General features: G+C 68.1%; 25 protein-coding genes. 17 read left to right on the top strand and 8 right to left on the bottom strand.

Going from position 1 to position 25,704, the window contains the following annotated elements:
• Window positions 1-371: 371 nt before the first annotated feature.
• Both TMO_RS22190 and TMO_RS22185 read left to right on the top strand, forming a co-directional pair.
• Window positions 372-1,655: an MFS transporter gene (locus tag TMO_RS22190; protein WP_187297871.1), complete on the top strand. Its 1,284-nt coding sequence runs from the start codon at window positions 372-374 to the stop codon at window positions 1,653-1,655.
• A gap of 16 nt (window positions 1,656-1,671) precedes the next feature.
• On the top strand, window positions 1,672-2,109 hold the full coding sequence (locus TMO_RS22185) for a thioesterase family protein (RefSeq protein WP_014753040.1): 438 nt from the start codon (window positions 1,672-1,674) through the stop codon (window positions 2,107-2,109).
• A 43-nt stretch (window positions 2,110-2,152) separates the two neighbouring features.
• Here TMO_RS22185 and TMO_RS22180 read toward each other — a convergent pair whose 3' ends face one another.
• Window positions 2,153-3,286 (bottom strand): ISAs1 family transposase, encoded by a 1,134-nt coding sequence (locus TMO_RS22180; RefSeq protein WP_051045304.1) that lies wholly within the window; start codon window positions 3,284-3,286, stop codon window positions 2,153-2,155.
• Window positions 3,287-3,461: 175 nt separating this feature from the next.
• Here TMO_RS22180 and TMO_RS29890 point away from each other — a divergent pair, with 175 nt between their 5' ends.
• Window positions 3,462-3,917 carry a hypothetical protein gene (locus TMO_RS29890; protein ID WP_014753039.1) on the top strand — a complete coding sequence of 152 codons (456 nt, stop codon included), beginning with the start codon at window positions 3,462-3,464 and terminating at the stop codon, window positions 3,915-3,917.
• A gap of 90 nt (window positions 3,918-4,007) precedes the next feature.
• Here the strand turns inward: TMO_RS29890 and TMO_RS22170 are convergent, their stop codons facing one another.
• From TMO_RS22170 to TMO_RS22150, 5 genes are all read right to left on the bottom strand, one after another.
• Complete coding sequence (locus TMO_RS22170; protein WP_014753038.1) at window positions 4,008-5,231, bottom strand: DUF2599 domain-containing protein; 1,224 nt, start codon at window positions 5,229-5,231, stop codon at window positions 4,008-4,010.
• Between the two features lie 218 nt (window positions 5,232-5,449).
• Window positions 5,450-6,142, bottom strand: coding sequence for an RNA ligase family protein (locus tag TMO_RS22165; RefSeq protein WP_014753037.1), 693 nt, complete (start codon window positions 6,140-6,142; stop codon window positions 5,450-5,452).
• Window positions 6,139-6,666, bottom strand: coding sequence for a hypothetical protein (locus TMO_RS22160; RefSeq protein WP_014753036.1), 528 nt, complete (start codon window positions 6,664-6,666; stop codon window positions 6,139-6,141). Before TMO_RS22160 ends, TMO_RS22165 begins: the two co-directional genes overlap by 4 nt.
• The gene (locus TMO_RS22155) at window positions 6,663-7,910 is read right to left on the bottom strand and encodes an AAA family ATPase (RefSeq protein WP_014753035.1); all 1,248 of its coding nucleotides are present in this window, start codon (window positions 7,908-7,910) and stop codon (window positions 6,663-6,665) included. Before TMO_RS22155 ends, TMO_RS22160 begins: the two co-directional genes overlap by 4 nt.
• A gap of 106 nt (window positions 7,911-8,016) precedes the next feature.
• The gene (locus tag TMO_RS22150) at window positions 8,017-8,748 is read right to left on the bottom strand and encodes a Crp/Fnr family transcriptional regulator (RefSeq protein WP_228382364.1); all 732 of its coding nucleotides are present in this window, start codon (window positions 8,746-8,748) and stop codon (window positions 8,017-8,019) included.
• A gap of 298 nt (window positions 8,749-9,046) precedes the next feature.
• Here TMO_RS22150 and TMO_RS22145 point away from each other — a divergent pair, with 298 nt between their 5' ends.
• Both TMO_RS22145 and TMO_RS22140 read left to right on the top strand, forming a co-directional pair.
• Window positions 9,047-9,418 carry a PRC-barrel domain-containing protein gene (locus TMO_RS22145; RefSeq protein WP_014753033.1) on the top strand — a complete coding sequence of 124 codons (372 nt, stop codon included), beginning with the start codon at window positions 9,047-9,049 and terminating at the stop codon, window positions 9,416-9,418.
• 177 nt (window positions 9,419-9,595) lie between these two features.
• Window positions 9,596-9,799, top strand: coding sequence for a hypothetical protein (locus TMO_RS22140; protein WP_014753032.1), 204 nt, complete (start codon window positions 9,596-9,598; stop codon window positions 9,797-9,799).
• A gap of 9 nt (window positions 9,800-9,808) precedes the next feature.
• On the opposite strand, the gene TMO_RS22135 is transcribed toward TMO_RS22140, so the two are convergent.
• Entirely contained in the window at window positions 9,809-10,693 is an 885-nt protein-coding gene (locus TMO_RS22135) for an AraC family transcriptional regulator (protein ID WP_014753031.1), read from the bottom strand.
• Window positions 10,694-10,815: 122 nt separating this feature from the next.
• Here TMO_RS22135 and TMO_RS22130 point away from each other — a divergent pair, with 122 nt between their 5' ends.
• From TMO_RS22130 to TMO_RS22095, 8 genes are all read left to right on the top strand, one after another.
• On the top strand, window positions 10,816-11,748 hold the full coding sequence (locus TMO_RS22130; RefSeq protein ID WP_014753030.1) for a 2-hydroxyacid dehydrogenase: 933 nt from the start codon (window positions 10,816-10,818) through the stop codon (window positions 11,746-11,748).
• Window positions 11,749-11,951: 203 nt separating this feature from the next.
• Window positions 11,952-13,544: an ABC transporter substrate-binding protein gene (locus TMO_RS22125; protein WP_014753029.1), complete on the top strand. Its 1,593-nt coding sequence runs from the start codon at window positions 11,952-11,954 to the stop codon at window positions 13,542-13,544.
• 2 nt (window positions 13,545-13,546) lie between these two features.
• Window positions 13,547-14,527, top strand: coding sequence for an ABC transporter permease (locus TMO_RS22120; protein WP_014753028.1), 981 nt, complete (start codon window positions 13,547-13,549; stop codon window positions 14,525-14,527).
• Between the two features lie 47 nt (window positions 14,528-14,574).
• On the top strand, window positions 14,575-15,426 hold the full coding sequence (locus tag TMO_RS22115) for an ABC transporter permease (protein WP_014753027.1): 852 nt from the start codon (window positions 14,575-14,577) through the stop codon (window positions 15,424-15,426).
• A 2-nt stretch (window positions 15,427-15,428) separates the two neighbouring features.
• Complete coding sequence (locus tag TMO_RS22110; RefSeq protein WP_014753026.1) at window positions 15,429-17,081, top strand: ABC transporter ATP-binding protein; 1,653 nt, start codon at window positions 15,429-15,431, stop codon at window positions 17,079-17,081.
• Window positions 17,082-17,092: 11 nt separating this feature from the next.
• The gene (locus tag TMO_RS22105) at window positions 17,093-18,058 is read left to right on the top strand and encodes an alpha/beta hydrolase fold domain-containing protein (RefSeq protein WP_014753025.1); all 966 of its coding nucleotides are present in this window, start codon (window positions 17,093-17,095) and stop codon (window positions 18,056-18,058) included.
• A 14-nt stretch (window positions 18,059-18,072) separates the two neighbouring features.
• A complete protein-coding gene (locus TMO_RS22100) occupies window positions 18,073-18,741 on the top strand; it encodes an FMN-binding negative transcriptional regulator (protein WP_014753024.1) in 669 nt (222 codons plus the stop codon).
• Window positions 18,742-18,797: 56 nt separating this feature from the next.
• Complete coding sequence (locus TMO_RS22095) at window positions 18,798-20,234, top strand: amidase (RefSeq protein ID WP_014753023.1); 1,437 nt, start codon at window positions 18,798-18,800, stop codon at window positions 20,232-20,234.
• A gap of 11 nt (window positions 20,235-20,245) precedes the next feature.
• Here TMO_RS22095 and TMO_RS22090 read toward each other — a convergent pair whose 3' ends face one another.
• Entirely contained in the window at window positions 20,246-21,442 is a 1,197-nt protein-coding gene (locus TMO_RS22090) for an acyltransferase family protein (protein WP_014753022.1), read from the bottom strand.
• A gap of 241 nt (window positions 21,443-21,683) precedes the next feature.
• Here TMO_RS22090 and TMO_RS22085 point away from each other — a divergent pair, with 241 nt between their 5' ends.
• From TMO_RS22085 to TMO_RS22070, 4 genes are all read left to right on the top strand, one after another.
• Window positions 21,684-22,460, top strand: a complete 777-nt coding sequence (locus tag TMO_RS22085; protein WP_014753021.1) for an IclR family transcriptional regulator domain-containing protein — start codon at window positions 21,684-21,686, stop codon at window positions 22,458-22,460.
• Window positions 22,457-23,389 carry an HpcH/HpaI aldolase/citrate lyase family protein gene (locus tag TMO_RS22080; RefSeq protein WP_014753020.1) on the top strand — a complete coding sequence of 311 codons (933 nt, stop codon included), beginning with the start codon at window positions 22,457-22,459 and terminating at the stop codon, window positions 23,387-23,389. Before TMO_RS22085 ends, TMO_RS22080 begins: the two co-directional genes overlap by 4 nt.
• A complete protein-coding gene (locus TMO_RS22075; RefSeq protein WP_014753019.1) occupies window positions 23,386-23,847 on the top strand; it encodes a YaiI/YqxD family protein in 462 nt (153 codons plus the stop codon). Before TMO_RS22080 ends, TMO_RS22075 begins: the two co-directional genes overlap by 4 nt.
• A 147-nt stretch (window positions 23,848-23,994) precedes the next feature.
• Window positions 23,995-25,698 (top strand): methyl-accepting chemotaxis protein, encoded by a 1,704-nt coding sequence (locus TMO_RS22070; protein WP_014753018.1) that lies wholly within the window; start codon window positions 23,995-23,997, stop codon window positions 25,696-25,698.
• Window positions 25,699-25,704 lie beyond the last annotated feature (6 nt).

Raw genomic sequence — 25,704 nt, 5'->3', positions numbered from 1 at the left:
TCCGAACTCTCCGGCTGATCTGTTTTTTTAATCCATATTATGGACTTTTTAGTGTGCGGCGCAATGTGCCCACGGGTGATGCCACGGCGTCCATATACGGGCAGCCCCTCGGATGTCTCGGGCATGCAGGCGACCCAAATTTTGGTGGGCACGCCACAGCATGAATGCCCCACTTATTTGCAATGCAACAAATATACATTCTGGAATGACGCCTTCCATAAATCATGCTTTTGACATGTCAGATTCTCGCCCCTAATCTCCGAGTCGAGGCCGGAATGAATATTCTCCCAGACCGGGCTGGAAGATCTCAGTGCCTGCCCCTCCCTCCTGTCCATCTGCCCTCTCCCCCGCCCAACAGGGATCACCGCGCGATGTCCTCCCCTCCTGCCATCCCCGAGACGGCCCGACGGACCGCGGACGTACCGCGCGCCGTAACGGTGATGCTCGGCCTGCTTGTGGCCGGCTTCGCCCTCAGCCATCTCTACCGCACCCTGCCGGCGGTGATGGCGGGCCCGCTTCAGGCGGGATTCGGCATCGGCGCAGAAGGGTTAGGCGTCTTTGCGGCGGCCTTCCATCTGGCCTTCGCGCTTGTGCAGCTTCCGGTCGGTCTGGCGGTGGACCGGCTGGGCGTGCGGCGCACGGCGACGCTGCTGCTGCTGATCACCGCCGCCGGTGCCGCGGCGTCGGCAGTGGCACCAGCTTTCGGCTGGCTGGTCGCCGCGCAGGCGGTGATCGGCATCGGCTGTTCCGGCCTGCTGATGGCGCCGCTGGTATTCGCGAGCCATGCCTGGCCGGCCGAGCGCTTCGCGGCGGTCTCGGGTGCCGTGGTTTCCATCGGTGGGGCGGGGATGCTGCTTTCCGGCACGCCGCTCTCGCTTGCGATCGAACTGGGCGGCTGGCGGGGTGCTTTCGCCGCCTGCTCGGTCCTGACACTGATCGTCGCCGCGGCCATTCACCTGGGCCTCGCCCGGGCGCCGGTGCCGGCACGGCCGCCGGTTGCGGCAGGGGCCGCCGGCACCCGGCTGGTGGAAGACATCCGCGGCACGCTGGCGATCCTGATTTCGCCGGCGATGCGCGGTACGGCAGCGCTCGCCCTCATCTCATATCCGGCGCTGATCACGCTGCGCGGCCTCTGGCTCGGCCCTTTTCTCGATGCCGCCTATGGCCTCGATGCGGTGACGATCGGCAATATCGTGCTGGTGGTGTCGGCAGTGATGGTGGTGGCCCCGCTGGGCTTCGGCCGTGCCGACCGCCCCGGCCACCGCCGGCGGCTGCTGATGACCGGCGGTGGCCTGCTCGCCGCCGCAGCGCTGGCGGCACTGGGCCTGATCGGCGGCCGCATGCTGGCTCTCGATCTGGCGCTGACAGGCATCGCAGTCGCGGCCGGATCGTTCTATGTGCTTCAGTTCGCCGTCGTCAGGGCAAGCTTCCCGCCTGAAACCATGGGCCGGGCGCTGGCAGGGCTGATCTTCTGTTTCTTTGCCGGCGTCGCTGTCTGGCAGGTCGCAACCGGCGTGATTGCCGGCGCTTCCGGCGCCGGCGCCGGGGCTGCCGATCTGGAGGGCATCCGCCGGGTCTTCCTGGTGCTGGGTCTGGCACTTGGCATCGTTTCGGTTGCAACCGGCCGGGGCCGCCCCGCGGCTGCCGCCCTCTGATCCGGAGGATCCAGACATGAGCGAGATCGGCGACCTGATCGCCACACTGCCCGGGCTGACGCCCGGGCTCGAGGGCCGTATGACCCATCTGGTGCGGTCACAGGATCTGGCGGATGCCTGGCAGGGAGAGGTCTCCGCCCTGGCCTCGGCACCGGTGATCTGGCTGGCCGAACTGGCCTGCATGCGCGCCGTGGCCGCCGCCCTGCCGCCCGGCCACACAACCGTCGGGGTCGGCTTCGACCTGCGTCATCTGGCCCCCACCCCGGCGGGCGTCACCATAGAGATCACCGCCCGGCTGAATCGGGCAATCGGCCGCTCCCTGCTGTTCGAGGTCCGCGGGACCGATGGTGCGGGCATCATCCTCGATGGCCGCATGACCCGCCATATCGCCGAACCGGCCGTGGTGCTGCAGCAGATGACGCGACGGCATGGTACAACCCGTCCGTCGGTATGACGGCCCCCCGCCCCCTGCATACAGGGGAATCGGGTGAAAGTTTTTAAACTGCGATGAGGCTTGCGAGGAAGTCGTCGTCCCAGGCGGCGACCTTGCGTCGGAGGCGTAGGGAGTCCTTTCCCGGTGCTTGTCGCAGCAGGTTATGTGCCATGTGCTTCAGGGTTGTGAAGTTGGCTGGGGCGTTTTGGGTACGCACCCGGCATTCGTCATCACGGAAGACCATATCCATGACCCAGTGGAGACTATTCTCGATGGCCCAATGACTTCTGATGATCGGCCCGACGAGAGCGGCGATGAGCGCCAATGATGTGATGTAGAGCCGGGTTTCGCTGTCGATTTTGTCGCCGATCCGTCGCGTGCTTTCCACGACGACGATGCTTTTGAGGCCGGGCCAGTCATGTCGCGCCCGGAGCCAGGCGACATCATGGATGACGGTGGTCTTGCGGGTTTCGATCCGGCCATGATCGCCGTCGACGGTCTCGTGCTGGCTGATGGTCGTATCCTGGAAGCCCTTGGCCTGCTGTTCGGCGACGAACAGGGCGACGTCCTCGCGCAGCGATCCTTGATTGCCTTTGAGGGCCAACACGTAATCGGCCTTCTTGTCGGTGATCCTGGCCGCAATGTCGCGCTGGCATCCCATGGCGTCGATGGTCACGATGGCCCCTTCGATCGCCAGCAGGTCCAATAGCTTGGGAATGGCCACGATCTCGTTCGACTTCTCGTCCACCTTGACCTGACCCAGCACCAGACGCTGCCGGGCGGCGAAGGCCGAGACCATGTGGATGGGCGCCTTCGCGTCCTTCTTCCCGCCCGAACGCCGCACGGTCTTGCCATCAATGGCGATCACGCCCTCAGGCGTCCCGGTAACCGACGCCACCCACGACACGAAGCACCGCTGAAAGCTCTCCGCGTCCAGCGACGCGAAGATGTCACCCAGCGTGTCGTGCGGCGGCGTGCCATCCGCGAATGGCCGGAAGCGCCGCAGCAGATCGAGCTTCTTTTGGCCAAAGCGCGCGATGTCCGTGAAGGTCTCCGCTCCCGCCAGCACCGCCAGAAGGCTCAGGAGCAGCACCTCATCAAGCGGATACACAATCTTGCCAGCTTGCCGCCCGTCCGGAAGCTCCTCAAAATGCTCAAGAAACCCAATCGCTTCGCCCAAGGCCCCACACGGTTCCATCCATCCCTCCCAAGCCAGCAACGTCGACAACGAGAGATTCAGACTTTTTCCGTCCTGTCACGCACTGTTTCACCCGATTGCCCTGCCCCTGCATACCCCACAGGGTGACATTCGCCCCCGCGATCGCTACATATTGCCGGTTCCGCAACCGGCGAGATGAAGGAGACGCGATCGCATGACCGCCATCGACCGCCTGCCTGCCACCGACCCCCGCGCTGCGCTGAAGCTGTTGTCGGCGGCGTTGATCAAGGTTCACAAGGCGATGCTCGATACCGAGCTGGAGCGGTTCGGCGCGGCCGCGGATCCGTATCAGCGTTTGTCGCTGGTGACAGGACATCCGGATTTCGCCTGGTTGAAGGCGATTTCGGATCTGATCGTCTCGATCGACGAGACCCGCAGCCCGCGGCGCCTGCCGCCGCCGGGGCCCGAGGATGTGGCGCGGCATGCGGGCAAGGTTGCCGCCCTGGTGCGGCCGGGGCCCGACAGCCTTGCGACCGCAGAGGCCGGCGAGACCGCGGGCGCGCAGGCGCGCTATCATGCCCTGGTCGGCGAGGTTACCGAGGTGGCCGTGGCCCATGGCGTGCTGCGCAAGGTGCTGGACCAGCTGCACCCGCCGGCACAGGCGCATTGATCGGGGCCGACGACCGGAACGACCGGACAATGAAGACCGCCGGGGGCGATATGGCTCCCGGCGGTTTTTCATGGGGGGGGCGGGCAAGGCTCAGACGAAGGGCGGGTTGCAGTCTTCCTTACGGGTCTGCTCCGGGCTGTCGGCGCGGCGGTCGGGCTCCAGGTTCCATTCGGCCTTGTGGCGGGCGATTTCGATATGGCAGCTCAGCTGCGCCGCCATGCCGGCCGGGTTGTGCCACTGGGGCGTGGCGCCGAACTTGGCCTGAACCTCGGCGAAGACCGCGCTTGCCGCCGAGGCCGCCACATTGCGGGCGCAATCGGTCGGCACCAGGCTGAGGCTCAGATGCGGCGAGCCCGGATGGGTGGTCCAGCTGCCGCGTTCGATGTATTGCGGGCAGGCCGCAGCCGCCGCCGGCTTGATCGCCTGGTCGGCATCGACATAGTGGAAGGTGGCGTTCTTGTTCGCCGTCGGCAGCGTCATGCGGATCACCGGCACGAAGCGGCCGGTGGTGCGGTAGTAATCGGCCTGGTCACCGCGCGCATCCAGCAGGGCCTGATCGCCGGCATTGGCCAGGTAGAAGAAGGATTCGATCGGCAGCTTGTCGCCGATGCCCTGCGCCCAGGTGGCGGCGCGCATCTCGTTCTGCTGGCCCAGAGAGACCGGGCCCAGCTGGTTCATCGCCCGGATCACCTGCTGGAAGGCGTAGGCCGTGCCCTGGGGCGGGTTGGTGTGGTCGGCGACGGTGAAGCCGCAGGCCCGGAAACCGGTGCTGGAATTATGCGGCTGATAGGTGCTCAGCCACTGCTCGGCGGTCAGAACGCCGATCGACTGGCAGGGGGCGCTGCGATTGGTGTTGTCGTCGGTCCGCCTGCCGCACCCCTGATCGGTCCGTGCATCGGTGGCGCCGTCCAGCGGGAAGGCACAGACGAAATTGAAATCCATCGCCCAGGACGGCGCACCGAAGATCGGATAGACGGTGTAGCCGTTATGATAGTTGAAGGCGAGGTTTTCGAACCGCGCATCGGCGCGCAGATACGAGAAGGACACACCGCCCGTCCGCACCGATGTCGGGCTCGGATCCCAGGAATGATAGGCGGTGGAATAGCGGGTCCCGCGGAAGATGACGCCCGAGCACAGAAAGGCCGGGCGCGAGGGCCCGCCGCAATCGGCGGCGGTGTTGTAATAGCGGTCGGTCAGATCGGATGCGGTATGGGTGCTTTGCGCACCCGCCGGCAGGGCAGCGGCGACGGCCAGCACAAGCGCCAGCCCCAACCCCTGACCCAGACGGCCGATATGTTGCCAGAAACGACTCACGGAAAACCTCCCGGTCGGCGGCACAGCTTCGCACCGCCGCCCGCGGGCGACCGGCGCCGGGCATGCAGGGAGCCGGGCGCAGCTGCTGGCAAAAAGCAGATGCGGCGGGCGGGCGACGGAGGTCTGCGCGTGGTTACGTGACCAGAGGATTGTCCCGATTCGGCGGGGCGTTCTCAATCATTAATTGTTAAATGTCCGCAAAATAAATAGTTAGGGTTCTAATGCTGAACCCGGTTCCACTCGATCGCCCGGCGGCGCCAGTGCTCGCCGATCGCCTGGGTGAAATCGGCGCGGACCAGCTTGGCGCGGGCGATGAGGTGGGTGTCGTCCTCGCGCCGGATCACGATGCCTTCGGGCGGGCCGTCGCGATAGCGGCTGCGGGCGCCGGTCAGGATGCGCAGAAGCCCGTCGACGCCGTCGGTCACCCGGCCGGTGAACAGGGCCGGCACGGTTTCGATGCCGATCTGCTGCGCCAGGCCGTTGCGGGCCCTGGTGCTGCGGAAGCGCCCGGTCTCGCGCTCGTAGACATCGAAGGCCAGGAACAGGTCGGGCAGCGCGTCATAGCCCAGGGAATGCCGGGCGGCCAGCCATTCGCCGAACAGGATCAGCCGGTCGATGGCCAGCGCATCGAACAGCCGGTCTTCATGCAGGGCCAGCCAGTCGCCCAGCCGCTCGAACTGGCCGGTGAAGGGGGCATGGAGATACTGGCCGCGATTCTGCGCGCGCACCAGCCCGGTGTCGGGATCGACCGACAGGCCCAGATTGGCGCCGTCGACCTTTTCTTCGATCACCACCGGGCCATCCAGCAGGTGATCGATCTCGTCGGGCGAGAGCAGCTTGTCGTCGCGCGGCGCGCCCGCACCCAGCCAGGCGACATGGGCGGTCTGGGGAAAGCGGAAGAAACCGGTCATCGGCCGAACTTGTTCTGGTGGAAACGCTGCGCCTCACCCTTGCAGATGAAGCGGACCTCCACCCCGTGATGCGCCAGATCCGGCGCCCAGTCGAGCCATTTCGAATCCGCCGCCTGCAGGATCGGCGGATGGGCGGGGTGGGCGGCGGCCACCGCGACGAATTTCCGGTCGGGCGGATCGAAATTGCCCAGCGCCGGATCGTCGGGGAATTCGGCCCAGCCGCGGGCCTCGTCGGGGGTGATGGTGACCTGTTCGCAGCGCGCCGGATTGCCGGCCTGACGCAGCAGCCATTTCAGAAACACATCCCCCGGCCCCTTGCCGCGATTGGGGCGCAGCTTGTGGCCGTATTCTTCCAGGATCGCCCAGCCGTCATCGATCACCACCCGGCCGGATTGCAATATCTCCTGCAGGGTGAGCGCACAGGCCGCCACACAATCGGGGCCCACGTCGTCATGGGCGCCATTGGCGATGAGAAGGACATTGGTGTCGATGATCCGCCGCGGGCGCTCGGCCGATCCGGTCATGCCCCGCCCTCCCCCTCACCCGCCCGGCGGGCTTTGCGGCGGGCGGCCGCCGCCACCGCCCGGGCGGTGACATCGGCCATCTCGTCGCCGAACACGTCGTCGGGCCAGTTCAGGATCTCGCCGGTCTCGTCCATCTCCAGCCGCTCGATCGTGGCCGGCACCGTGCCCGGGCACCAGTGCACGGCCACGCGGTCTGCATCGAGCCGCGCCTCGGCGATGCGGCGCTGGATGCGGTTCAGCAGCGGCTCGGAATGGGTTTCGACCAGGATCTGGAGATGGCGGGCGCGGCCGGCCTCGCGGGCCTCCAGCGCGTCGATCAGCAGATCGCCCAGCGCCGCCTGGGCGGCCGCATGCAGATGCAGCTCGGGCTGTTCCAGCCACAGCGTCGATCCGGCCGGCACCAGAAAGGCCGCCACCGCCGCCGGCAGCACCTGCGACAGGCCGAACCCGGCCTCGGCAAAGGGGGCCTGGCCGCCACGCCGGCCGCGGGCGATCAGCGCCACGCCGCCCGGGGCATCGACCAGCTCCACCCCCGCGACCAGGCCGAGGGTCGCCAGACGGTCGGAAATCATGTCGGCAAAGCCGCGCGCGGCGCCATCGCCGATCGAAAGCCGGCGGCCGGCGCGGTCGGCCGCGGCCATGGCCGGCACGGCCCCCTGCCCGCGCGGCCCCACATCGGCTGGCACCCGCGCCGGCACGGCATAGCTGCGCCGCGGCCGGGCGCGCAGGGGGCCCAGCATCACGAAACCACCGACCGCGGCCGCGGTGGCCGCGGCCAGCACATCGATGGCAGCTGCATCCTTGTCCACGGGGCGGCCGTCATGAACCGCCACCACCCGCAGCGGGCGGTCGGCCATATCGGTCACGGTCCAGTGAAGCCCGTGCAGCCGCGGCTGGCCGGCCGGATCGAGGCCCAGTTCGACCGACACCGCCAGCCGGCGCGCGCCCTGCACCAGGGCAGCCTGCATCGACGCATCGGGCTGCCATGCCAGATCGATGCCGATCAGCCGCGTGGGATCGCGGTCGCGGATCATGTCACGCACGGCCGCCGCCGGCAGAGCCGCGACCAGGGCGGCCGGATCGGTAAACCCGCGCCCGGCAATGCGTGCGAGCGCATCGAGCGCCTGGGCGATGCTGCTTTTGCCGGCGCCATTGGCACCGTAGAACAGGGTGAGCGGGGCCAGCGCGATATCGCCGCTATCGGCCCAGGCCCTGACATTGCGCAGACGGATGGTGGTGTACATGGGGGCAGACCTCCGGCCGGGTCCGCGTGATGCGGAACGGGCCGACCCTATCAAGGCCGCCCGCCCATGACCAGAGGACCCGGGGTCGCAGCCTGAAGGCGGCCGCTCAGGCGCCGGCCGACAGCTTCTCCAGCGCACCACCCGGGAACCACGAGGTGTCGATGCGATAATAGCGGTCCTGGAAATCCGCCATGTCGCGCAGCCCCTGCTCGTCGGCGATGCGGATCGAGCGGTCGATGCGCTCGATCAGCCCGGCGCGCTCCATCAGCGACAGGGTGCGGCTGACATAGACATTGGTCAGCCCCAGCGTGTCGCCGATCAGCTCCTGGCTGAGCGGCAGCTCGAAACTGTCGCCGACATCGGGGTTGGTGATCCGCAGACGACTCAGGATTTCGAGCAGGAAATGCGCCACACGCTCGTCGGCATTCATCCGGCCGATGGTGCGGATCCGGTCGAGCAGAACCACGTGGTCGATCATGCCGAGCGTCATGATCAGCGCCGTCAACCGCGGGCTGTCGGTGAAAATCGTGTCCAGCCGGCTCTTGGGGAAGGGGCAGAGACAGATGTCGGTCGCGGCCTGCAGGCCGGTGACCGCATGTTCATAGGCGATGTCGGGAATGCCGATCACATCGCCCGGATGATGGATCTGAAGCACCTGCCGGCGGCCATCGGCCATGATGGTGTAGGAAAAACACCAGCCGGTCTTGACGACATAGAACATTTCCGTGGGCGCGCCCATCTCGCGCACCACATCCCGGACCCGCCATGTCTGTTCCTGCCGCTGCAAATCGGCGAGATGGTCTATGTCTTGTCGGGATAATTCGAGATAATACCCCATTTTATCGATGAGGCAGTCACCGGATCGCGGCGATTTTCTGGTATAGATGTCTCTCATGCGAGGATTCGCCCGTGCCACAGTTCGTAGAGACCTTTCTTATGAAAGTAGCATGCCCCCGCGCGGGTTCCGATGTTTCCGGAGCAGGCAAAAGTTGACATGATTCAATAGTCCAAGCCAGCTGAAAATTATTGGCTGAGTTTAAACCAGTTTAAAGCCGGGAACAAAAGAACCGGTCAAGCGTTGAGCCGTCCGTACCCGCCGGCCGGCGGGCATGGACAGCAAGAGGAAGGACGCTCAGATGGCCACCCCTGCCACGACCGAAACCTCGAACCTCATTTCCGCAGACCGGGTCGAAGGCACCTCGGTCTACGGCGCCGACGGCGAGAAGATCGGCTCGGTCTATGGTGTGATGCTCAACAAGCTGAACGGTCGCGTGGCCTATGCCGTGCTCTCGTTCGGCGGCTTCCTGGGCATCGGCGAGAAATACCATCCGGTTCCCTGGGACGTGCTGAAATACGATACCTCGAAAGAGGGCTATGTGGTCAATCTGACCCGTGACCAGCTGGAAAACGCACCGACCTACGACCGCGGCGACGAGCGGCGGCTGTATGACCGGACTTACGAGGAATCGGTCCACCGCCATTACGGCGTGCCGCCCTACTGGATCTGATCTCCGCACCCGACATCGGCACGACCAAAGCGCAGCCCCGCCCTCGCCGTGCCGATCGGTGGAGGAAGGCCCGGACACCCTTGGGGGTGCCGGGCCTTTTTTCGGGTGGGGGCTCCTCGCAGAGGCTGCGACCGTGTTAGCCTCTGCCGGCGACGCTCATTCCAGGGAACAGGCCCGATGGCAGGCGATCCGCCGATTGATGATGTCCACGGCACCGCGGACGACCGCAGCACCCGGGCGATCCGGGAGATCGTGCGCCTGTGGGACGAAGGCCTTGCGAGCGGCCCCGCCATTGACGGGGAAGCGGCGTTCGAAGAGATCCGGATCATGCTGGACGAGCGGATGGGCTGCGGTTCCAGGTCTCGCGTTTCAGGCCCGTAACATATCCCCTCACCCCACCGCCCGCCCACCCTCCGCCGTGGTGCGGAGGTAGTCGCGCGGGCTGGCGCCCAGGATGCGGCGGAACATGGCGGTGAAGGCGCTGGGGCTGTCATAGCCGAGGTCGAGCGCGACATTGGTCACCGTTTCGCCCGAGGCGAGGCGCGGCAGGGCTTCGAGCAGGCGGATCTGCTGGCGCCATTCGGCGAAGGTGAGGCCGGTTTCGCGGCGGAACTGACGGGTCAGGGTGCGCCGGGCCATGCCGCCCACCGCCGCCCAGTGGTCCAGATCGTGTTCGGCGGCCGGGTCTTTCAGCACCGCGCGGCAGATGCGCGCCAGGCGCCGGTCCTGTGGCATCGGCGCGTGCAGGTCGACATCGGGCATGCGGGCCAGTTCACCGATCAGCAGCTCGGCGATGCGCGCCTCGCGGCCGTCCAGATCATATTCATGCGGGGCGGCGACCATTTCCACGATCAGCGCGTGCAGAAGCTCCGACACCCGGAACACCCGGCATTCGGCGGGCAGCGCGCCGCAGACCTCCATGTCGAGATACAGCGTGCGCAGGGTGAGCGGCCCCCAATTGCGCACCTGGTGCATGGTATGGGCCGGTATCCAAAGCGCGGTGCGCGGCGGCACCACCCAGGTGCCGTGATCGGTGATCGCGGTCATCACCCCGGTCAGCGCGTATTCGATCTGGCCGCGGGGGTGATCGTGATGGCTGCCGACATTGCCGGCGGCGAACTCCGCCGCCATGCCGACCACCGGCCGGTCGATCGCCTGCAGGCGTTCGGCCGCCGACCGCGCGGCCAGATGGCCGACGATCCCGGTGACATAGGGTTCGGGAGACGGCAGCTCCGCCGCCGTGTCGAAAGCCGAAGATCCGGCATGTCCGAGCATATGGCCCATCCTCGACGATAAATGGCCCGGGTCCCGGCGGAGGTCGGATGCCCCGACAGTATCCTTCGGGACAGCGCCGGATGCAACCGGCGCCCGGAAGGACGACACATGCGGGAGCATCCATGCCGAAACTGATCCTGATCGGCGGTATTCTCGACCTCGGCTTCATGAAGGCGCCGCTGCTGGCGGCGGAGCCCCGGCTCGACATCACCGTCTGGCCCGAGGATGACGGCGCCGAGGCCGAAATCGCGGTCTGCTGGCGGCCGCCCGCCGGCCTGCTCGGCACCATGCCGAAGCTGAAACTGGTCCAGTCGATCGCCGCCGGCGTCGACGGCGTGCTGAACGATGCCGGGCTGGACCCCGCCCTGCCGGTGGCGCGGATCGTGGACGACAGCCTGCCGGCGGCGATGAGCGAATTCGTGCTCTGGTCGGTGCTCTGGTTCCATCGCGGGCTGGACCAGGTGGTCCTGCGCGACCGCCCGGCGATCATCTGGCGGCGCCCGCCGCAGCAGGCCGCCGCCGACCGCCGCATCGGCGTGCTGGGGCTGGGCGAGATCGGCGGCCGGGTGGCGCGGGCGCTGTCCGCACAGGGGTTCGCCGTCGCCGGCTGGTCGCGCACGCCGCGCAGCCTGCCGGGCATCACCGGCCATCACGGGCCCGAGGGGCTGGACGCCCTGCTGGCCGAGAGCGAGATCCTGGTCAACCTGCTGCCGCTGACGCCCCGGACCCGCGGCATTCTGGGGGCTGCCACCTTCGCGAAACTGCCCCGGGGCGCCGCCGTGATCAATGTCGGCCGCGGCGAACATCTGGTGCCGGAAGATCTGATCGCGGCGCTGGACAGCGGCCATCTGCGCGGCGCCGTGCTCGACGTCTTCGCCGCCGAACCGCTGGACCCGGCCCACCCGCTCTGGACCCATCCGCGGGTGCTGGTGACGCCGCATATGGCGGCGATCGCCAGCGACGGGGCGGTCATCGGCCAGATCGTCGAGAATGCGTGGCGGACCGCATGCGGGCGTCCGCCGCTGAACCCTGTGGAGCGGGGCCGCGGCTACTGACCGGCGGCATCCGACCGGATTTGGCCCGGACGCGACGAAAGATGGCCCATGCCGCGACGCGGGCCAGGGCAGCCGGGCCCTACACTTGACGACGACAAGGCCCCCACCACGGGGGACCAACACGGCCGGGGAGGCCATGGCGACGCCGGAGAACCGGCGCGCCGATGCATGCGGGATACAAATCAAGGGAGTCAGGGCTCGCCATGAACCGTCGCGACTTCAACAAACTGATGCTGATGGCCGGGATCGTGGGATCGACCGGCATTCCGCTGGGCATCCGCCGTGCCGCCGGCCAGAGCCGGGGCGGCACGCTGGACGTGATCATCCAGCCCGAACCGCCGGTTCTGGTGGCGGCGATCAACCAGCAGGCGCCGACGCTGACCGTCGCCGGCAAGATCTATCAGAGCCTGCTGAAGTTCGATTTCGACCAGTCGCCGCGCCCGGCCCTGGCGAAGAGCTGGGAGATGTCGGACGACGGCCTGACCTATACCTTCCATCTGGAAGAGGCCGTCAAGTGGCATGACGGCACGCCCTTCACCGCCGAGGACGTCGTGTTCTCGACCACCAAGATCCTGCCCGAGACCCATGCCCGGGCGCGCGGCAACTTCGCCCGCTGCGAGAGCATCACCGCCGCCGACGCCCACACCGTGGTCTTCAAACTGAAGGAGCCCTTCGGCCCCTTCCTGCAATGCTTCGAGATGTCGTCCTGCCCGATCATGCCGAAGCATCTCTACGAGGGCACCGACTATCGCAACAACCCGCACAACGCGAAGCCGATCGGCACCGGCCCGTGGAAGTTCGCGGAGTGGGAGCGCGGCTCGCATATCCGGCTGGTGCGCAATGACGAGTACTACAAGCCCGGCCAGCCCTATCTGGACGAAATCATCTACCGGATCGTGCCCGATGCCGCCTCGCGCGCGCTGGCGCTGGAAAACGGCACCGTCGATCTCACCCAATGGGGCGATGTCGAGATGTTCGACGTGCCGCGGCTGAAGCAGCTGCCGCATGTGGAATTCACCACCAAGGGCTATGAATTCTACGCGCCCCTGCTCTGGCTGGAGTTCAACAACCGCATCAAGCCGATGGACGACAAGCGTTTCCGCCAGGCGGTGATGCACGCCATCGACAAGGATTTCCTGGTCCGCAAGGTGCTGTTCGGCCTGGCCCGGCCGGCGACGGGGCCGATGTCGAAGGCGACGAAATTCTACGACCCCAAGGTCAAGATCTACGACTTCAACCCGGCCAAGGCGATCGCCCTGCTCGACGAAATGGGGCTGAAGCCCGGCGCCGACGGCAAGCGCGCGAAGATCACCTATCTGGTCCCGCCCTATGGCGAGGTCTGGATGCGCTTCGCCGAATACATCCGCCAGGCCCTGTCGAAGGTGGGCATCGAGGTGGTGCTGGAGGCGATCGACGTCGCCGGCTGGGCGACCCGGGTCGGCAACTGGGATTTCGAAGTCTCCGCCCCCTGGCTCTACCAGTTCGGCGACCCGGCGCTCGGCGTGTCGCGGACCTATGTCTCGTCGAACATCCGCAAGGGCGTGCTGTTCTCCAACACCTCGGGCTACAGCAATCCCAAGGTCGACGAACTGTTCGCCGAAGCGGCGGTCGCGGTCGACCCGGCGAAGCGCCAGGCACTCTATTCCGAAGTCCAGCGCCTGCTGGTCGAAGAGGTGCCGGTCGGCTGGCTGGTCGAACTCGACTTCCCGACCATGTACGACAAGCGCTTCCATGATCTGGTGGTCTCGGCCATCGGCGTGAATGACGACTTCGATCAGGCCTGGTTCGAGGGCTGAGCATGTACCAGGCCATCGCGGCGGCGGCGGCCCGGCTGGTGAAGATCGCGGTGATGATCCTGATCATCGCGACCTTCAACTTCCTGCTGGTCCATGCCGCCCCCGGCGACCCGGCGGCCGTGATCGCCGGCCAGTCGGGCGCATCCGACGAAAAGCTGATCGCCCAGATCCGGGCCGAATACGGGCTGGACCAGCCGCTTCATGTCCAGCTGACCGACTATCTGGCCAAGGTCGCGAGTTTCGACCTCGGCTATTCCTACCGCCAGCGTCAGCCGGTTTCGGTGCTGATCGGCGAGCGCCTGCCCGCCACCCTGCTGCTGACGGTGACCGCCTTCCTGCTGGCGCTGGCCATCGGCAGCCTGCTCGGCACGCTGGCCGGCATGCGTGCCGGCCGCTGGACCGACACGGTGATCTCGGTCCTGGCGCTGCTGTTCTATGCCATGCCGGTCTTCTGGCTGGGGCTGATGCTGGTGCTGATCTTCTCGGTTCAGCTGGGCTGGCTGCCGGCCTTCGGCTTCGCGACCATCGGCCCCAGCCTCACCGGCATCGATCTGGTGCTGGACGTCGCCACCCACATGATCCTGCCGGTGACCACGCTCGCCGCCATCTATCTTGCGATCTACGCCCGGCTGATGCGGGCCTCGATCATCGAGGTGGAGCACCAGGATTACGTGAAGACCGCCCGGGCCAAGGGGGCGTCGCGCGGCCGGATCATCCGCCACCACATGCTGCGCAACGCCCTGCTGCCGGTGATCACCTTCGCCGGTGTCCAGGCCGGCGCGCTGATCGGCGGCTCGGTGGTGGTGGAAACCGTCTTCGCCTGGCCCGGCCTCGGCCGGCTCACCTTCGATGCGGTGATGCAGCGCGACTATCCGGTGCTGCTCGGGATCTTCCTGGTGATGTCGGTGCTGGTGATCGCGATCAACCTGCTGACCGATCTGATCACCCGGATCATCGATCCGCGCCTGGCCCGGGCCGGGTGACGGCGCCGCCGGAGCGCCCTCCTGCCAGAGAGAGGATTTGCAGACCCATGCGGGCCTTCTTCTCCGCCTTCTTCCGTCACCCGAGCGGGATCACCGGCGCGGTGCTGCTGGCGCTGGTGACGGGGCTCGCCCTCGGCGCGCCGCTGCTGTTTCCGGTCGATCCCTGGGAGATGGTCGGTGCGCCCTTCGAGCCGCCCCTGTCCGAGGGGCTGATCTTCGGCTCGGACACGCTGGGCCGCGACGTTGCCGCCGGCATCGCCTGGGGGGCCCGGGTGTCGCTGATCATCGGCATCGCCTCCGCCGTCTCGGCCGCCGGCATCGGGGTGATCGTGGGTGCGGCCGCCGGCTATTTCGGCGGGCTGGTCGACGACGTGCTGATGCGGATCACCGAACTGTTCCAGACCATCCCGGGCTTCGTGCTCGCCATCCTGCTGGTCGCGATCCTCTCGCCCGGCATGGAGACGGTGATCTTCTCGATCGCGGTCGTCAGCTGGCCGCCGCTCGCCCGGCTGACCCGTGCCGAGTTCATGAGCATCGCCACCCGCGATTTCGTCCATGCCGCCCGCTGCCAGGGGGAAAGCGCACTGGCCATCATCATCCGCCACATCCTGCCCAATGCCGCCTCGCCGATCGTGGTTGCGACCTCGCTGACGGTGGCGACGGCGATCCTGATCGAAAGCGCGCTGTCCTTCCTGGGGCTGGGCGATCCCAACGACATGTCCTGGGGGTTCATGGTCGGTTCCGCCCGCACCGTGATCCGCCAGGCCTGGTGGACCAGCGTCTTTCCCGGCCTCGCCATCCTGCTGACGGTGGTGGCGGTCAACCTGGTGGGCGAGGCGCTGAACGACGCGCTGAACCCGCGCATCTCCCGCGCCCGCGGAACCGCAGGAGGACATTGACGGTGACAGGGACCTCCCTTCTCGACATCCGCGATCTTTCCATCGCCCTGCCCCGGGGCGGCGACCGGGCCCGGGCCGTCGACGGGGTCTGGCTGTCGGTCGCGGCCGACGAAATCGTCTGCCTGGTGGGCGAAAGCGGTTCGGGCAAGTCGATGACCGCCCATGCGGTGCTGGGCCTGCTGCCGCCGCGGGTGCGGCTGGCCGGCGGCGAGATCCGCTTCCGCGACACCGATATCGCCAGCCTGGACGAGGCGGCGCTGCGCCGGATCCGCGGTGCCGATATCGGGATGATCTTCCAGGAGCCGTTGAGCGCGCTCAACCCGTTGACCCGGGTCGGCGATCAGGTAGCGGAGGCCATGGCGATCCATGGCCGTCTCGACCGCGAGGGCCGCCGCAGCCGGGTGGTGGAGCTGTTCGCCGGGGTCGGCCTGCCCGACCCCGAGACCATCGGCCGGCGCTTCCCCTTTCAGCTGTCGGGCGGCCAGCGCCAGCGGGTGATGATCGCCATGGCGCTGGCCAATGATCCGGCGCTGCTGGTCGCGGACGAGCCGACCACCGCACTCGACGTCACCACCCAGCGCCAGATCCTGGATCTGATCCGCGCCCAGCAGAAGGCGCGGGGCATGGGGGTGCTGTTCATCACCCATGATTTCGGCGTCGTCGCCGACATCGCCGACCGGGTGGTGGTGATGCGCCATGGCAAGGTTGTGGAGGCAGGCCCCGGCCGCACGGTGCTGGCCCGGCCCTCCCATGCCTATACCCAAAGCCTGATCGAGGCGGTACCCGGCCGCGCCGGGCCGAAGCCCGCAGCCGATGCCACAACCAAAACCCCTGTTATTCTGGAACTCCACAATCTTCGGAAGCAGTACACCAGCCGCACCGGCTTCCGCAGCCGGCGGGTGGTGCATGCCACCGACGATGTCACGGTGGCGCTGCGGGCCGGCGAAAGCCTGGCGGTGGTGGGCGAAAGCGGGTCGGGCAAATCGACGCTGGCCCGGATGGTGATGGCGCTGACCCGCCCCGATGGCGGCGAGATCCTGTTCGAGGGGCAGAATGTCGCCGGGCTCGGCGGGGCGGCGCTCAAGAGCTATCGCCGCCGGGTGCAGATGGTGTTCCAGGACCCCTTCGCCTCGCTCAATCCGCGCCACAGGGTGGGCGATGCCATCGCCCGCGGCCCGATCGCCTTCGGCACGCCCAGGGCCGAGGCGCTGGCGATCGCCGCCCGGCTGCTGGAACGGGTCGGGCTCGATGCCTCGGCGGCGGCGCGCTACCCGCATGAATTCTCGGGCGGCCAGCGCCAGCGGATCTGCATCGCCCGGGCGCTGGCGCCGGGCCCCGCCATCCTGGTCGCCGACGAGGCGGTCTCGGCGCTCGATGTCTCGGTGCAGGCGCAGATCCTGGCCCTGCTCGCCGATCTGAAGCGCGAGCTTGGCCTCGCCATGATCTTCATCACCCACGACCTCCGCGTCGCCGCCGAGGTGTCGGACCACACCATCGTGATGCGCCATGGCCGCATCGTCGAACAGGGCCCGACCGCAGCACTCTTCGCAAACCCCGCCCACGACTATACCCGCGATCTTCTGGCCGCCATTCCTGGCCGCGCCATCTTCGCCGCCCGTCACGGGGCGGCATCGGACGCGCCCGCCCCCGCTTGACAGGTACGCTCATGACCGCCTCTCCATACGATGTGCTCGACCCCGAGATCGCGATCTTCGTCCGCCGGATGATCGCCGACGCCTCGGCCCACCCGCCCCGCGAACAGCTGACCCCGCCCGAGGCGCGGCGGGTGGCGGAAATCGTCCGCCAGCCCTGGACCGAGGGCGGGCCGGTGATGGCCTCCCGCGAGGACCATATGATCCCGACCCGCCACGGCCCGGTCCGGATCCGTTTCCATCGCCCCGAAGGGCTGGCGGCGCCGGCACCGGCGCTGATCTATATCCATGGCGGCGGTTTCGTGCTGTTCAGCCTGGACACCCATGACCGGCTGATGCGCGAATATGCCGCCCGCGCCCGGATGGTGGTGATCGGCATCGACTATTCCCTGGCGCCGGAAGCCCGCTTCCCGCAGGCGCCGCAGGAGGTGGTGGATGTCGTGCGCGCCATCCATGCCCGCGCCGCCGAATTCGGCCTCGATCCGGCCCGGATCGCGCTTGGCGGCGATTCGGCCGGCGGCAACCTCACCGTCTCGGCCTGCCTGACCTTCCGCGATGCCGGCGAGGCGCCCATCGCCGCCATGGTGCTGAATTACGGCGGCTTCTCGATGGATCTGGTCAGCCCGTCGGTGCTGCGCTGGGGCGGCGGCAACTATCTGCTGACCACCCATATGATGCTCTGGTTCCTGATGAATTACGTCGCCGACCCCGAGCAGCGCTTCGACCCGCGGCTGCGCGTGCTGGATGCCGACCTGACCGGCCTGCCGCCGGCCTGGATGGTGATCACCGAATGCGACCCGCTTTACGACGAGAACCTGGAGATGCGCGACCGTCTGGCCGCGGCCGGGGTTCCGGTCGGGGCGAAAGTCTATCCCGGCACGGTGCACAGCTTCCTTGAGGCGGTATCGGTGGCGAAAGTCGCCGGCGAGGCGCTGGACGACACGGCGCTCTGGCTGAAACATACCCTTCGCCTGAACTGAGGGAGGCAGCGCCGATGTACACCCCCGCCGCCTATCTGGAAGAGCGGCCCCGGATCATCCACCAGGCGATGCGGGCCTGGAGCTTCGCGACCCTGGTCTCGACCGGTGCCGACGGGCCGGTCGCCACCCATCTGCCGATGCTGGTCGACGAACGCCCGGATGCGCCGCCGCGGCTCGTGACCCATATGGCGCGCAACAACGAGCAATGGCGCCATTTCATTGGCGGGGAAACCCCGGCCCTTGCGATCTTCCAGGGGCCGCACGCCTTCATCTCACCGTCCTGGTACGAAGACCGGATGACCTTCCCGACCTGGAATTACGCCGCCATCCACGGCATCGGCCGGCCACGCCTGGTGGAGGAGCCGGAAGAGATCCTGGCCGTGCTCCGCCGCACCGTCGCCCTCTGGGACACGCCTCTCGGCGGCCCCTGGTCCTTCGCGGCCATGCCCGACGAGCTGATCCTGCCCAGGCTGGAACGGATCGTGGCGATCGACATGCCGCTCGACCGCGTCGAGGCCAAGTTCAAGCTGAACCAGGACAAGACCGCCGCCGACCGCGCCGGGGTGATCGGGGCGCTCGATGCCAGCGACGACCCCGGGGCCCATGCCATGGCCGCCATGCTCCGCGCCTTCGAAAGCGAGGGGACGAGCGCCCCCGGCGGCATGACGCTGTCGGGACGGTGAGCCCCCACCCACGCATCTTCCCACGCATCTCTCCCCCAACCGCCGGAGGGTCTTTCATGACGACCGAGACAGCACTGCCGACCACCCCGCTCTGGCAGTGGGATGCGACCGAGATCGCGACCGGCATCCGCAGCCGGGCGATTTCGGCACGCGAGGCGCTGACCGCCTGTTTCGAGCGGATGGACGCCGTGAACGGCCGGATCAACGCCGTGGTGATTCGGCTGGACGAAAGCGCCTTCGCCGCCGCCGACCGCGCCGATGCGGCACTGGCTGCCGGGGAAGAGCCCGGGCCGCTGCACGGCGTGCCGGTGACGATCAAGATCAATATCGACCTGGCGGGATCCGCCACCACCAACGGCCTGCCGGCGCTGGCCGGCAATATCGCCGCCGAGGATGCACCGGTTTCCCGCAACTGGAAACTGGCCGGCGCCGTGCCCTTCGGCCGGACCAATGCGCCCAGCCTGTCGATGCGCTGGTTCACCGACAACCCGCTGCACGGGGCGACGCTGAACCCCCACGCCCCCGGCCGCAGCGCCGGCGGGTCCAGCGGCGGGGCGGCGGCGGCGCTGGCGGCCGGCATCGGGCCGCTCGCCCATGGCAATGATCTGGGGGGATCGGTGCGGCTGCCGGCCTTCTGCTGCGGGGTCACCGGCATCCGGCCGACGCTGGGCCGGGTGGCGGCGTTCAATCCGTCGCTTGGGGTGGAGCGGATGATCGTCTCCAATCTGGCCGCGGTGCAGGGGCCGCTGGCGCGCAGCATCCGGGATCTGCGGCTGGGCCTGGGCGCCATGGCGGCACGCGACCCGCGCGACCCCTGGTGGGTGCCGGTTCCGGAACGGCCGCGGCGGCATGCGGCGCCGATCCGGGTCGCCCTGTTCGTGCCCGAGGGCACCACGCCGCCGGTGGCGGACGCGCTGCGCCTGGCCGCCACCTGGCTGAGTGAGGCCGGCTATGAGGTCATGGAGGCGAGCCCGCCCAATTTCGCCGAAGCCCACCAGCTCTGGCTCGACCTTTTGTCCACCGAGAACCTGTTCGGCACCCGCGAAACCGCCCGGACCTATGGCGATGCGGTGCTGAACAACATGGTCGACGCCATGGCGCTGGCCGGGCGGGAACTGGACCTGACCGGCTTCATCGCCGGCCTTGCCCGCCGCAACGCCATCCTGCGCAACTGGCTGGCCTTTTTCGAGCACACGCCCCTGATCCTGATGCCGGTGGCACTGGAACCAGCCATGGACCGCGAGGCCGACCGCAAACCCGCGGCGGAACTTCGACCGCTGATCGACGCCTTCGCGCCGCTGAACGCCACCGCCATCCTGGGCCTGCCGGGGCTGTCGGTGCCGGTGGGCTTCATGCCGTCGCCCGACGGCACCGGCCGGGTGCCGCTGGGCGTGCAGATCGTCGGCGGCCGCTATGAAGAAGCGACCATGCTGGATGCCGGCGCCGCGATCGAGGCGCGGGTCGGCCCGACCCTGCCGGTCGATCCCCTCTGACGGCCGGCCTGCTACGCCGCCGCCGGCTGCCGGTCGATGCCGAGCAGCCGGCGCAGACCCCGCCGGCCGGTGATCTCGATCCGGTGATGGGCCGGGTGGGCAAGGGCCAGGCTCACCGCGGTCATGATCGCGAAGGTGACCAGCGACCACCCCGGCGACAGCGCCTCTCGCCCCGCCCCGGTCAGATCGGTGATGATCCGGGTGGCGGCGTATTGCACGAAGCCGTGGATCAGATAGAGCGCATAGGACACCCGGCCCAGCCAGTCGAGCGGCCGGATGTTGAGCGCGCGCGCGACCAGCCCCCGATTGGCGACCAGCGCCAGGATCAGCCCGGCGAACAGGGTGACGGTCACGAGATCCGGCGCCCCCAGATGCAGGCAGACGAGCGTCAGGCCGAGCAGGAAAAGGCCGGCGGCGTCGCCTCCCAGCAGCCGACCGGCGCCACCATGGCGAAAGGCGGCATAAAGCAGGCTGCCGAGCAGGAATTCCGGCAGGCAGCGCAGCAGGGTCTGCGGCCCGTTCCACTGATTGAAGTCGTCGCCGGTATCCCAGGCGAACCAGGCCAGCGCCGCATAGAGCAGGCCGGCCAGCGCGAGCTTCGCCCCGCGCGGCGCCGCCCAGATCCGCGGCAACAGCATCGGGAAGATCAGATAGGCGATGAATTCCAGGCTGATCGACCAGGCAGGATAGTTCCAGCTGAGTTCCGACGCCTTCAGCCCCTGAAGCATGAACAGGTTGGCGACCAGCGCGCTGATCGACCGCGCGCCGTCGACCGGGATCATCTCGAAATGCCCGGTGAGGGCATAATCCATCGCCCGGGCGCCGAGCGTGGTTGCGACGAACAACCCCAGCACTGCCAGATGCAGCGGGTACAGCCGGGCGATCCGCGCCTTGACGAAATCCCGGTACCGGCCGGGCGGATCGGCGGTGAAGCTGCGGTGATAGACATGGGTGATGACGAAGCCGCTGAGCATGAAGAAGAGATCGACGGCCAGATACCCCTTGCCGATCGCCTCGGTCAGCGCCTCGGGGCGGATATTGGGGAGATACTGGAAGCTGAAATGATAGACCACCACCCAGAGCGCCGCGATGCCCCGAAGCGGGGTCAGCGACTGGATGTGGTCGTTCGGGCCCAGGGTATTGGTCTGATCGACGGAATTGGTCTGATCGGAGGGACTGGTCTGATCGAGGGCGCCGGTCTGGGGCACGGCACGGGCTCCTGCACGACAGGTGCATTCCCCGCCCGTCCCCGGGGGAATGACCTCTGGTGTGGTCCCGACACGCCCTTCCCCAGATAGACCATCCGCCGCGCAGGTTCAATGCGATACCTGGCTTTTTCCATGTGGCCACAAGACGACACGGATGCGTGGATGGACGGATGGGCTTCGTTCGCCTAGCATGGGGGACGTTCACCCCACGAACGGCACCCATGCTGTCGCGGAGCGGCCGATGATCGACCCGGATTCGCCTGATTTCGTCGCATCCTTCGCCCGCGGCCTGAGTGTCGTGCGCGCCTTCGGCGCCGAGGCGCCACGCCAGACGTTGAGCGAGGTGGCGGAGCGCACGGGGCTGACCCGTGCGGCCGCCCGCCGCTTCCTGCTGACGCTGGAGGCGCTGGGCTATGCCCGCAGCGACGGCAAGTATTTCGAGCTGACGCCCATGGTGCTGGAGCTGGGCTTTTCCTACCTGTCGTCGCTGGACATGACCGAGGCGATCCAGCCCTGGCTGCGCCGGGTGAGCGACACGCTGGGCGAAAGCTGCTCTGCCGCCGTGCTGGACGGGATCGACATCATCTATGTGGCCCGCGCCGCCGCCCGGCACCGGATCCTGGCGATCAGCCTGAATGTGGGGGCAAGGCTGCCGGCCTGGTGCACCTCGATGGGCCAGGTGCTGCTGGCCAACCTGCCGCCGGCCCGGCGCAATATGTTGCTGCGCGACATTTCTTTCGAGCCCCGCACCCCCCACAGCCTGGGCGACATGAAAAGCCTGGGCGACCGGCTGGCCCTGGTCCGCGACCAGGGCTATGCCATCGCCGATCAGGAACTGGAGCTGGGGCTGCGGTCGATCGCGGTGCCGCTGCATGACCGCACCGGCGTGGTGGTGGCGGCGATGAATGTCAGCGCCCAGGCGGCGCGGGTGAGCGTGGAGATGCTGGAGGGCGAATATCTGCCGGTGCTGCTGGATGCCGCCCGCCAGTTCGAGGCGACCGAGCGGGTGCGGGGATGAGCGCTGCCGCCGACACGACTTCGGCGCCCGACCGCTTCCGCCTCTGCCGCAGCTGGCTGTTCGTGGAAGGCGCCTCGGAGGCCGCGATCGCGGACGCGGCGGCCTGCCCCGCCGATCTGCTGATCCACGAGCTGGAGGATTTCACGCCCCCTGCCCGCCGCCCCGAGGCTCGGGCGCTGGCGCCTGCGGCCTATGAGCGCTGGCGGGCGGCGGGCAAGCGGGTGGCGGTCAGGGTCAATCCGCTCGATGGCGACGGCATGGCCGACCTCAAGGCCGTGATGCGCGGCCGGCCTGAGATCGTGGCCCTGCCCAAGGTGAGCGGCCCTGAGGACGTGATCCGGCTTGCCGATGCGGTGGCGGCGCTGGAAGCGGCATATGACATTCCGCCGGGTTCCACCGCTTTGCTACCCAATATCGAAAGTGCCCGCGCGCTGCGCCTGACCTTCGAGATCGCGACCGCCAGCCCGCGCGTCGCCGGCTGCCTGATGGCATCGGAAGACCTCGCCGCCGATCTGGGGGCCATACGCGGGCCCGATGCGGCCGAGCTGGACCATGCCCGCGGCCGGTTTCTGGTCGATTGCGTGGCGGCGGGCGTGATCGCCGTCGACTGCCCCTATACCTGGCGCGATGACGCAGGCGCCGGGGCGGATGCATTGCGCGCAAGGCGGCTGGGCTATGTCGCCAAAAGCCTGGTCGACCCCGCCCATGCGGCGGTGATCAATGCCGCGCTGACCCCGGCCGTGCACGAGGTGGCTGAGGCCGAGCGGCTGGTTGCGGCCTTCGAGGCGGCACGGGCTGAGGGTGCCGCCCGCGTGATGCTGGACGGGATCGAGGTGGAGCTGCCCCGCTATGGCAATGCGAAACGGCTGCTGGCCCGCGCCGCGGCGCTGGCATCCGAGGCCGGATCAGGGCAGACTGCCGCCCCATGACCCCACCCGTGATCCATATCGATGCCGATGCCTGCCCGGTGAAGGCCGAAACCTACAAGGTGGCGCAGCGCCTGTCGCTGAAGGTGCGCGTGGTGGCCAATGCCTGGCTGAACGTGCCGCAGGACCCGAGGGTTGAGCTGGTGACCGTCGGCGACGGCTTCGATGCCGCGGATGACCGGATCGTCGCCGATGTCACGCCCGGCGATGTGGTGATCACCGCCGACATCCAGCTCGCCGCCCGCTGCCTGGAAGCCGGGGCGGCCGTGATCGCCCCCGATGGCCGAGAATTCAGCCGGGCCAATATCGGCCAGGCGCTGGCGATGCGGGCGCTGATGGCCGATCTGCGCGCCGGCGCCGATCAGGGCGGGCTGAAGGGCCCGAAGCCGATGACCCAGCGCGACCGGTCCAATTTTCTGCAGACCCTCGACCGGGTGATCATGCGACTGATTCGCGGCTGAACAGGCTGTACTGGCCATGTATCATCCATGATGATTGGTATAAGGAGCGGGGTGCCGCAAATATTTCGCACGGCGCTTTTTACATTTGTTTAAAGGGAAACAGGGATACTGCCGTCAGCTTCCCACAAAAAGACGGCGGCGCCTGCCATGCTGAACAGATTTGTCTCCAACCTGAAGATGACCCACAAGGTGGCATCGATCGTTATCCTGATGTCGGCGGTGACCGCGGCGATATCGGTGGTGTCTTATCGCGGCCTGGTGGTGTGCATCGATGCCACCACCCGGGTTGAAGAGGCCGGGATGGAGGTGCTGGACGGCACGCTGGCGACCAAGGCGATCAGCGATATCCGCCACGCCGAATACCGGCTGGCGGCCGATCCGCGCGAATTGCCCGCAGCAACCGCCGAGATCGAGGAGAGCGTGCTGCGCTTCCGCGAGTTGCTGGAGGATATGACCCATCATGCCGAAGCAGGCGACCTGCCGCGCATTGCGCTGATCGAACAGCATTTCGAGACTTATGTCGGCGAGGTCCATCACGCCCTGGAGGTGGCGCGCCGCCACGAGGGCCGCGAGATCGACGCCGCCCAGCGGGCCGTGGTGGAGGAGGTGGAGCGGGGTCGTGCCACCACCCACGCCCTGTCTGACGAGGTGGCGCATCTGGTCGAGGATATCGAGGCCCGGGCGCATGCGGTTGCCGAAGATGCCCGCATGCTGGGCCACGAGACCGAAATGGAAATCGTGGTCACCGCGATCGTCGGTACCCTGGCCGGCCTGATCGCCGGCTTGCTGATCGCCATCGCCACCATCGCGCGCCCCTTGCAGCGCACCGTGCGGCGGCTGAACGGGCTGGCGGCCGACGATCTGGATGCCGAGGTTCAGGGCACCGATCGCCGCGACGAAATCGGCGACGTGGCCCGCGCCATGCTGGTCTTCCGCAACAATGCGCAGGAACGCCGCCGGCTGCTGGAAGCGGAAGCCGCTCAGGTGACGGCCCGCGAGCGCCGCGCCGCCGAGGTGGCACAGCTGATCCGCGATTTCGACCATGAAGTGGCCGAGATGCTGGCGGTGATGAGCAGTTCGGCCGTGGAGCTGGAAGCGACCGCCCAGCTGCTGTCGTCAAGCTCGGAAGAGACCTCGCGCCAGGCCTCGACCGTGGGCAGTTCGGCCGGGCAGGCCTCGGCCAATGTTCAGGCAGTGGCGGCGGCGACCGAAGAGCTGACCGCGACCGTTTCGGAAGTGGCCCGGCAGATGGAGACCGCCCGTGGCGTTGCAAGCGATGCCAGCGACGAGGTCGAGCGCGTGAAGGTGCTGGGTGGCGAGCTGGACCGCGCCGGCAACGATATCGCCGCGGTGATTGCGCTGATCGAAGAGATCGCCAACCACACCAATCTGCTGGCGCTGAACGCAACCATCGAGGCGGCGCGCGCCGGAGAGGCTGGCAAGGGCTTTGCCGTGGTGGCATCGGAAGTGAAGGGCCTGGCGACCCAGACCGCACGGGCCACCGGCGACATCCGCGGACGGGTGGAGCATATGCATGGCAGCATCGGCGCGGCGCTGGATGCCGTGGGCCGGATGGCCGAAGTGGTGCACCGGGTGCAGGGCATGTCGAGTGCCGTGTCCGCCGCGGTGCAGCAGCAGTCGGCCGCGACCGCCGAAATCGGCCGAAATGCCGACCAGGCCGCCCGCGGCACCCAGGACGTGACCGACACGATCGGCGGGGTGACCATCGCGGCGGAAGCCACCGCGTCGGGCTCGGCGCAGGTGTTGAGCACGGCGCGCACGCTTGCGGAACGCTCCACCCGGCTGCGCGGCACGGTGGACGGCTTCCTGAGGGCGGTGGCGGCGGCCTGAGGCCGC

This window comes from Tistrella mobilis KA081020-065 (assembly GCF_000264455.2).
GTDB classification, from domain to species: Bacteria; Pseudomonadota; Alphaproteobacteria; order Tistrellales; family Tistrellaceae; genus Tistrella; species Tistrella mobilis.
Note: the sequence above shows the minus strand (reverse complement) of the source record. Positions and strands in the feature narration are given on the sequence as shown.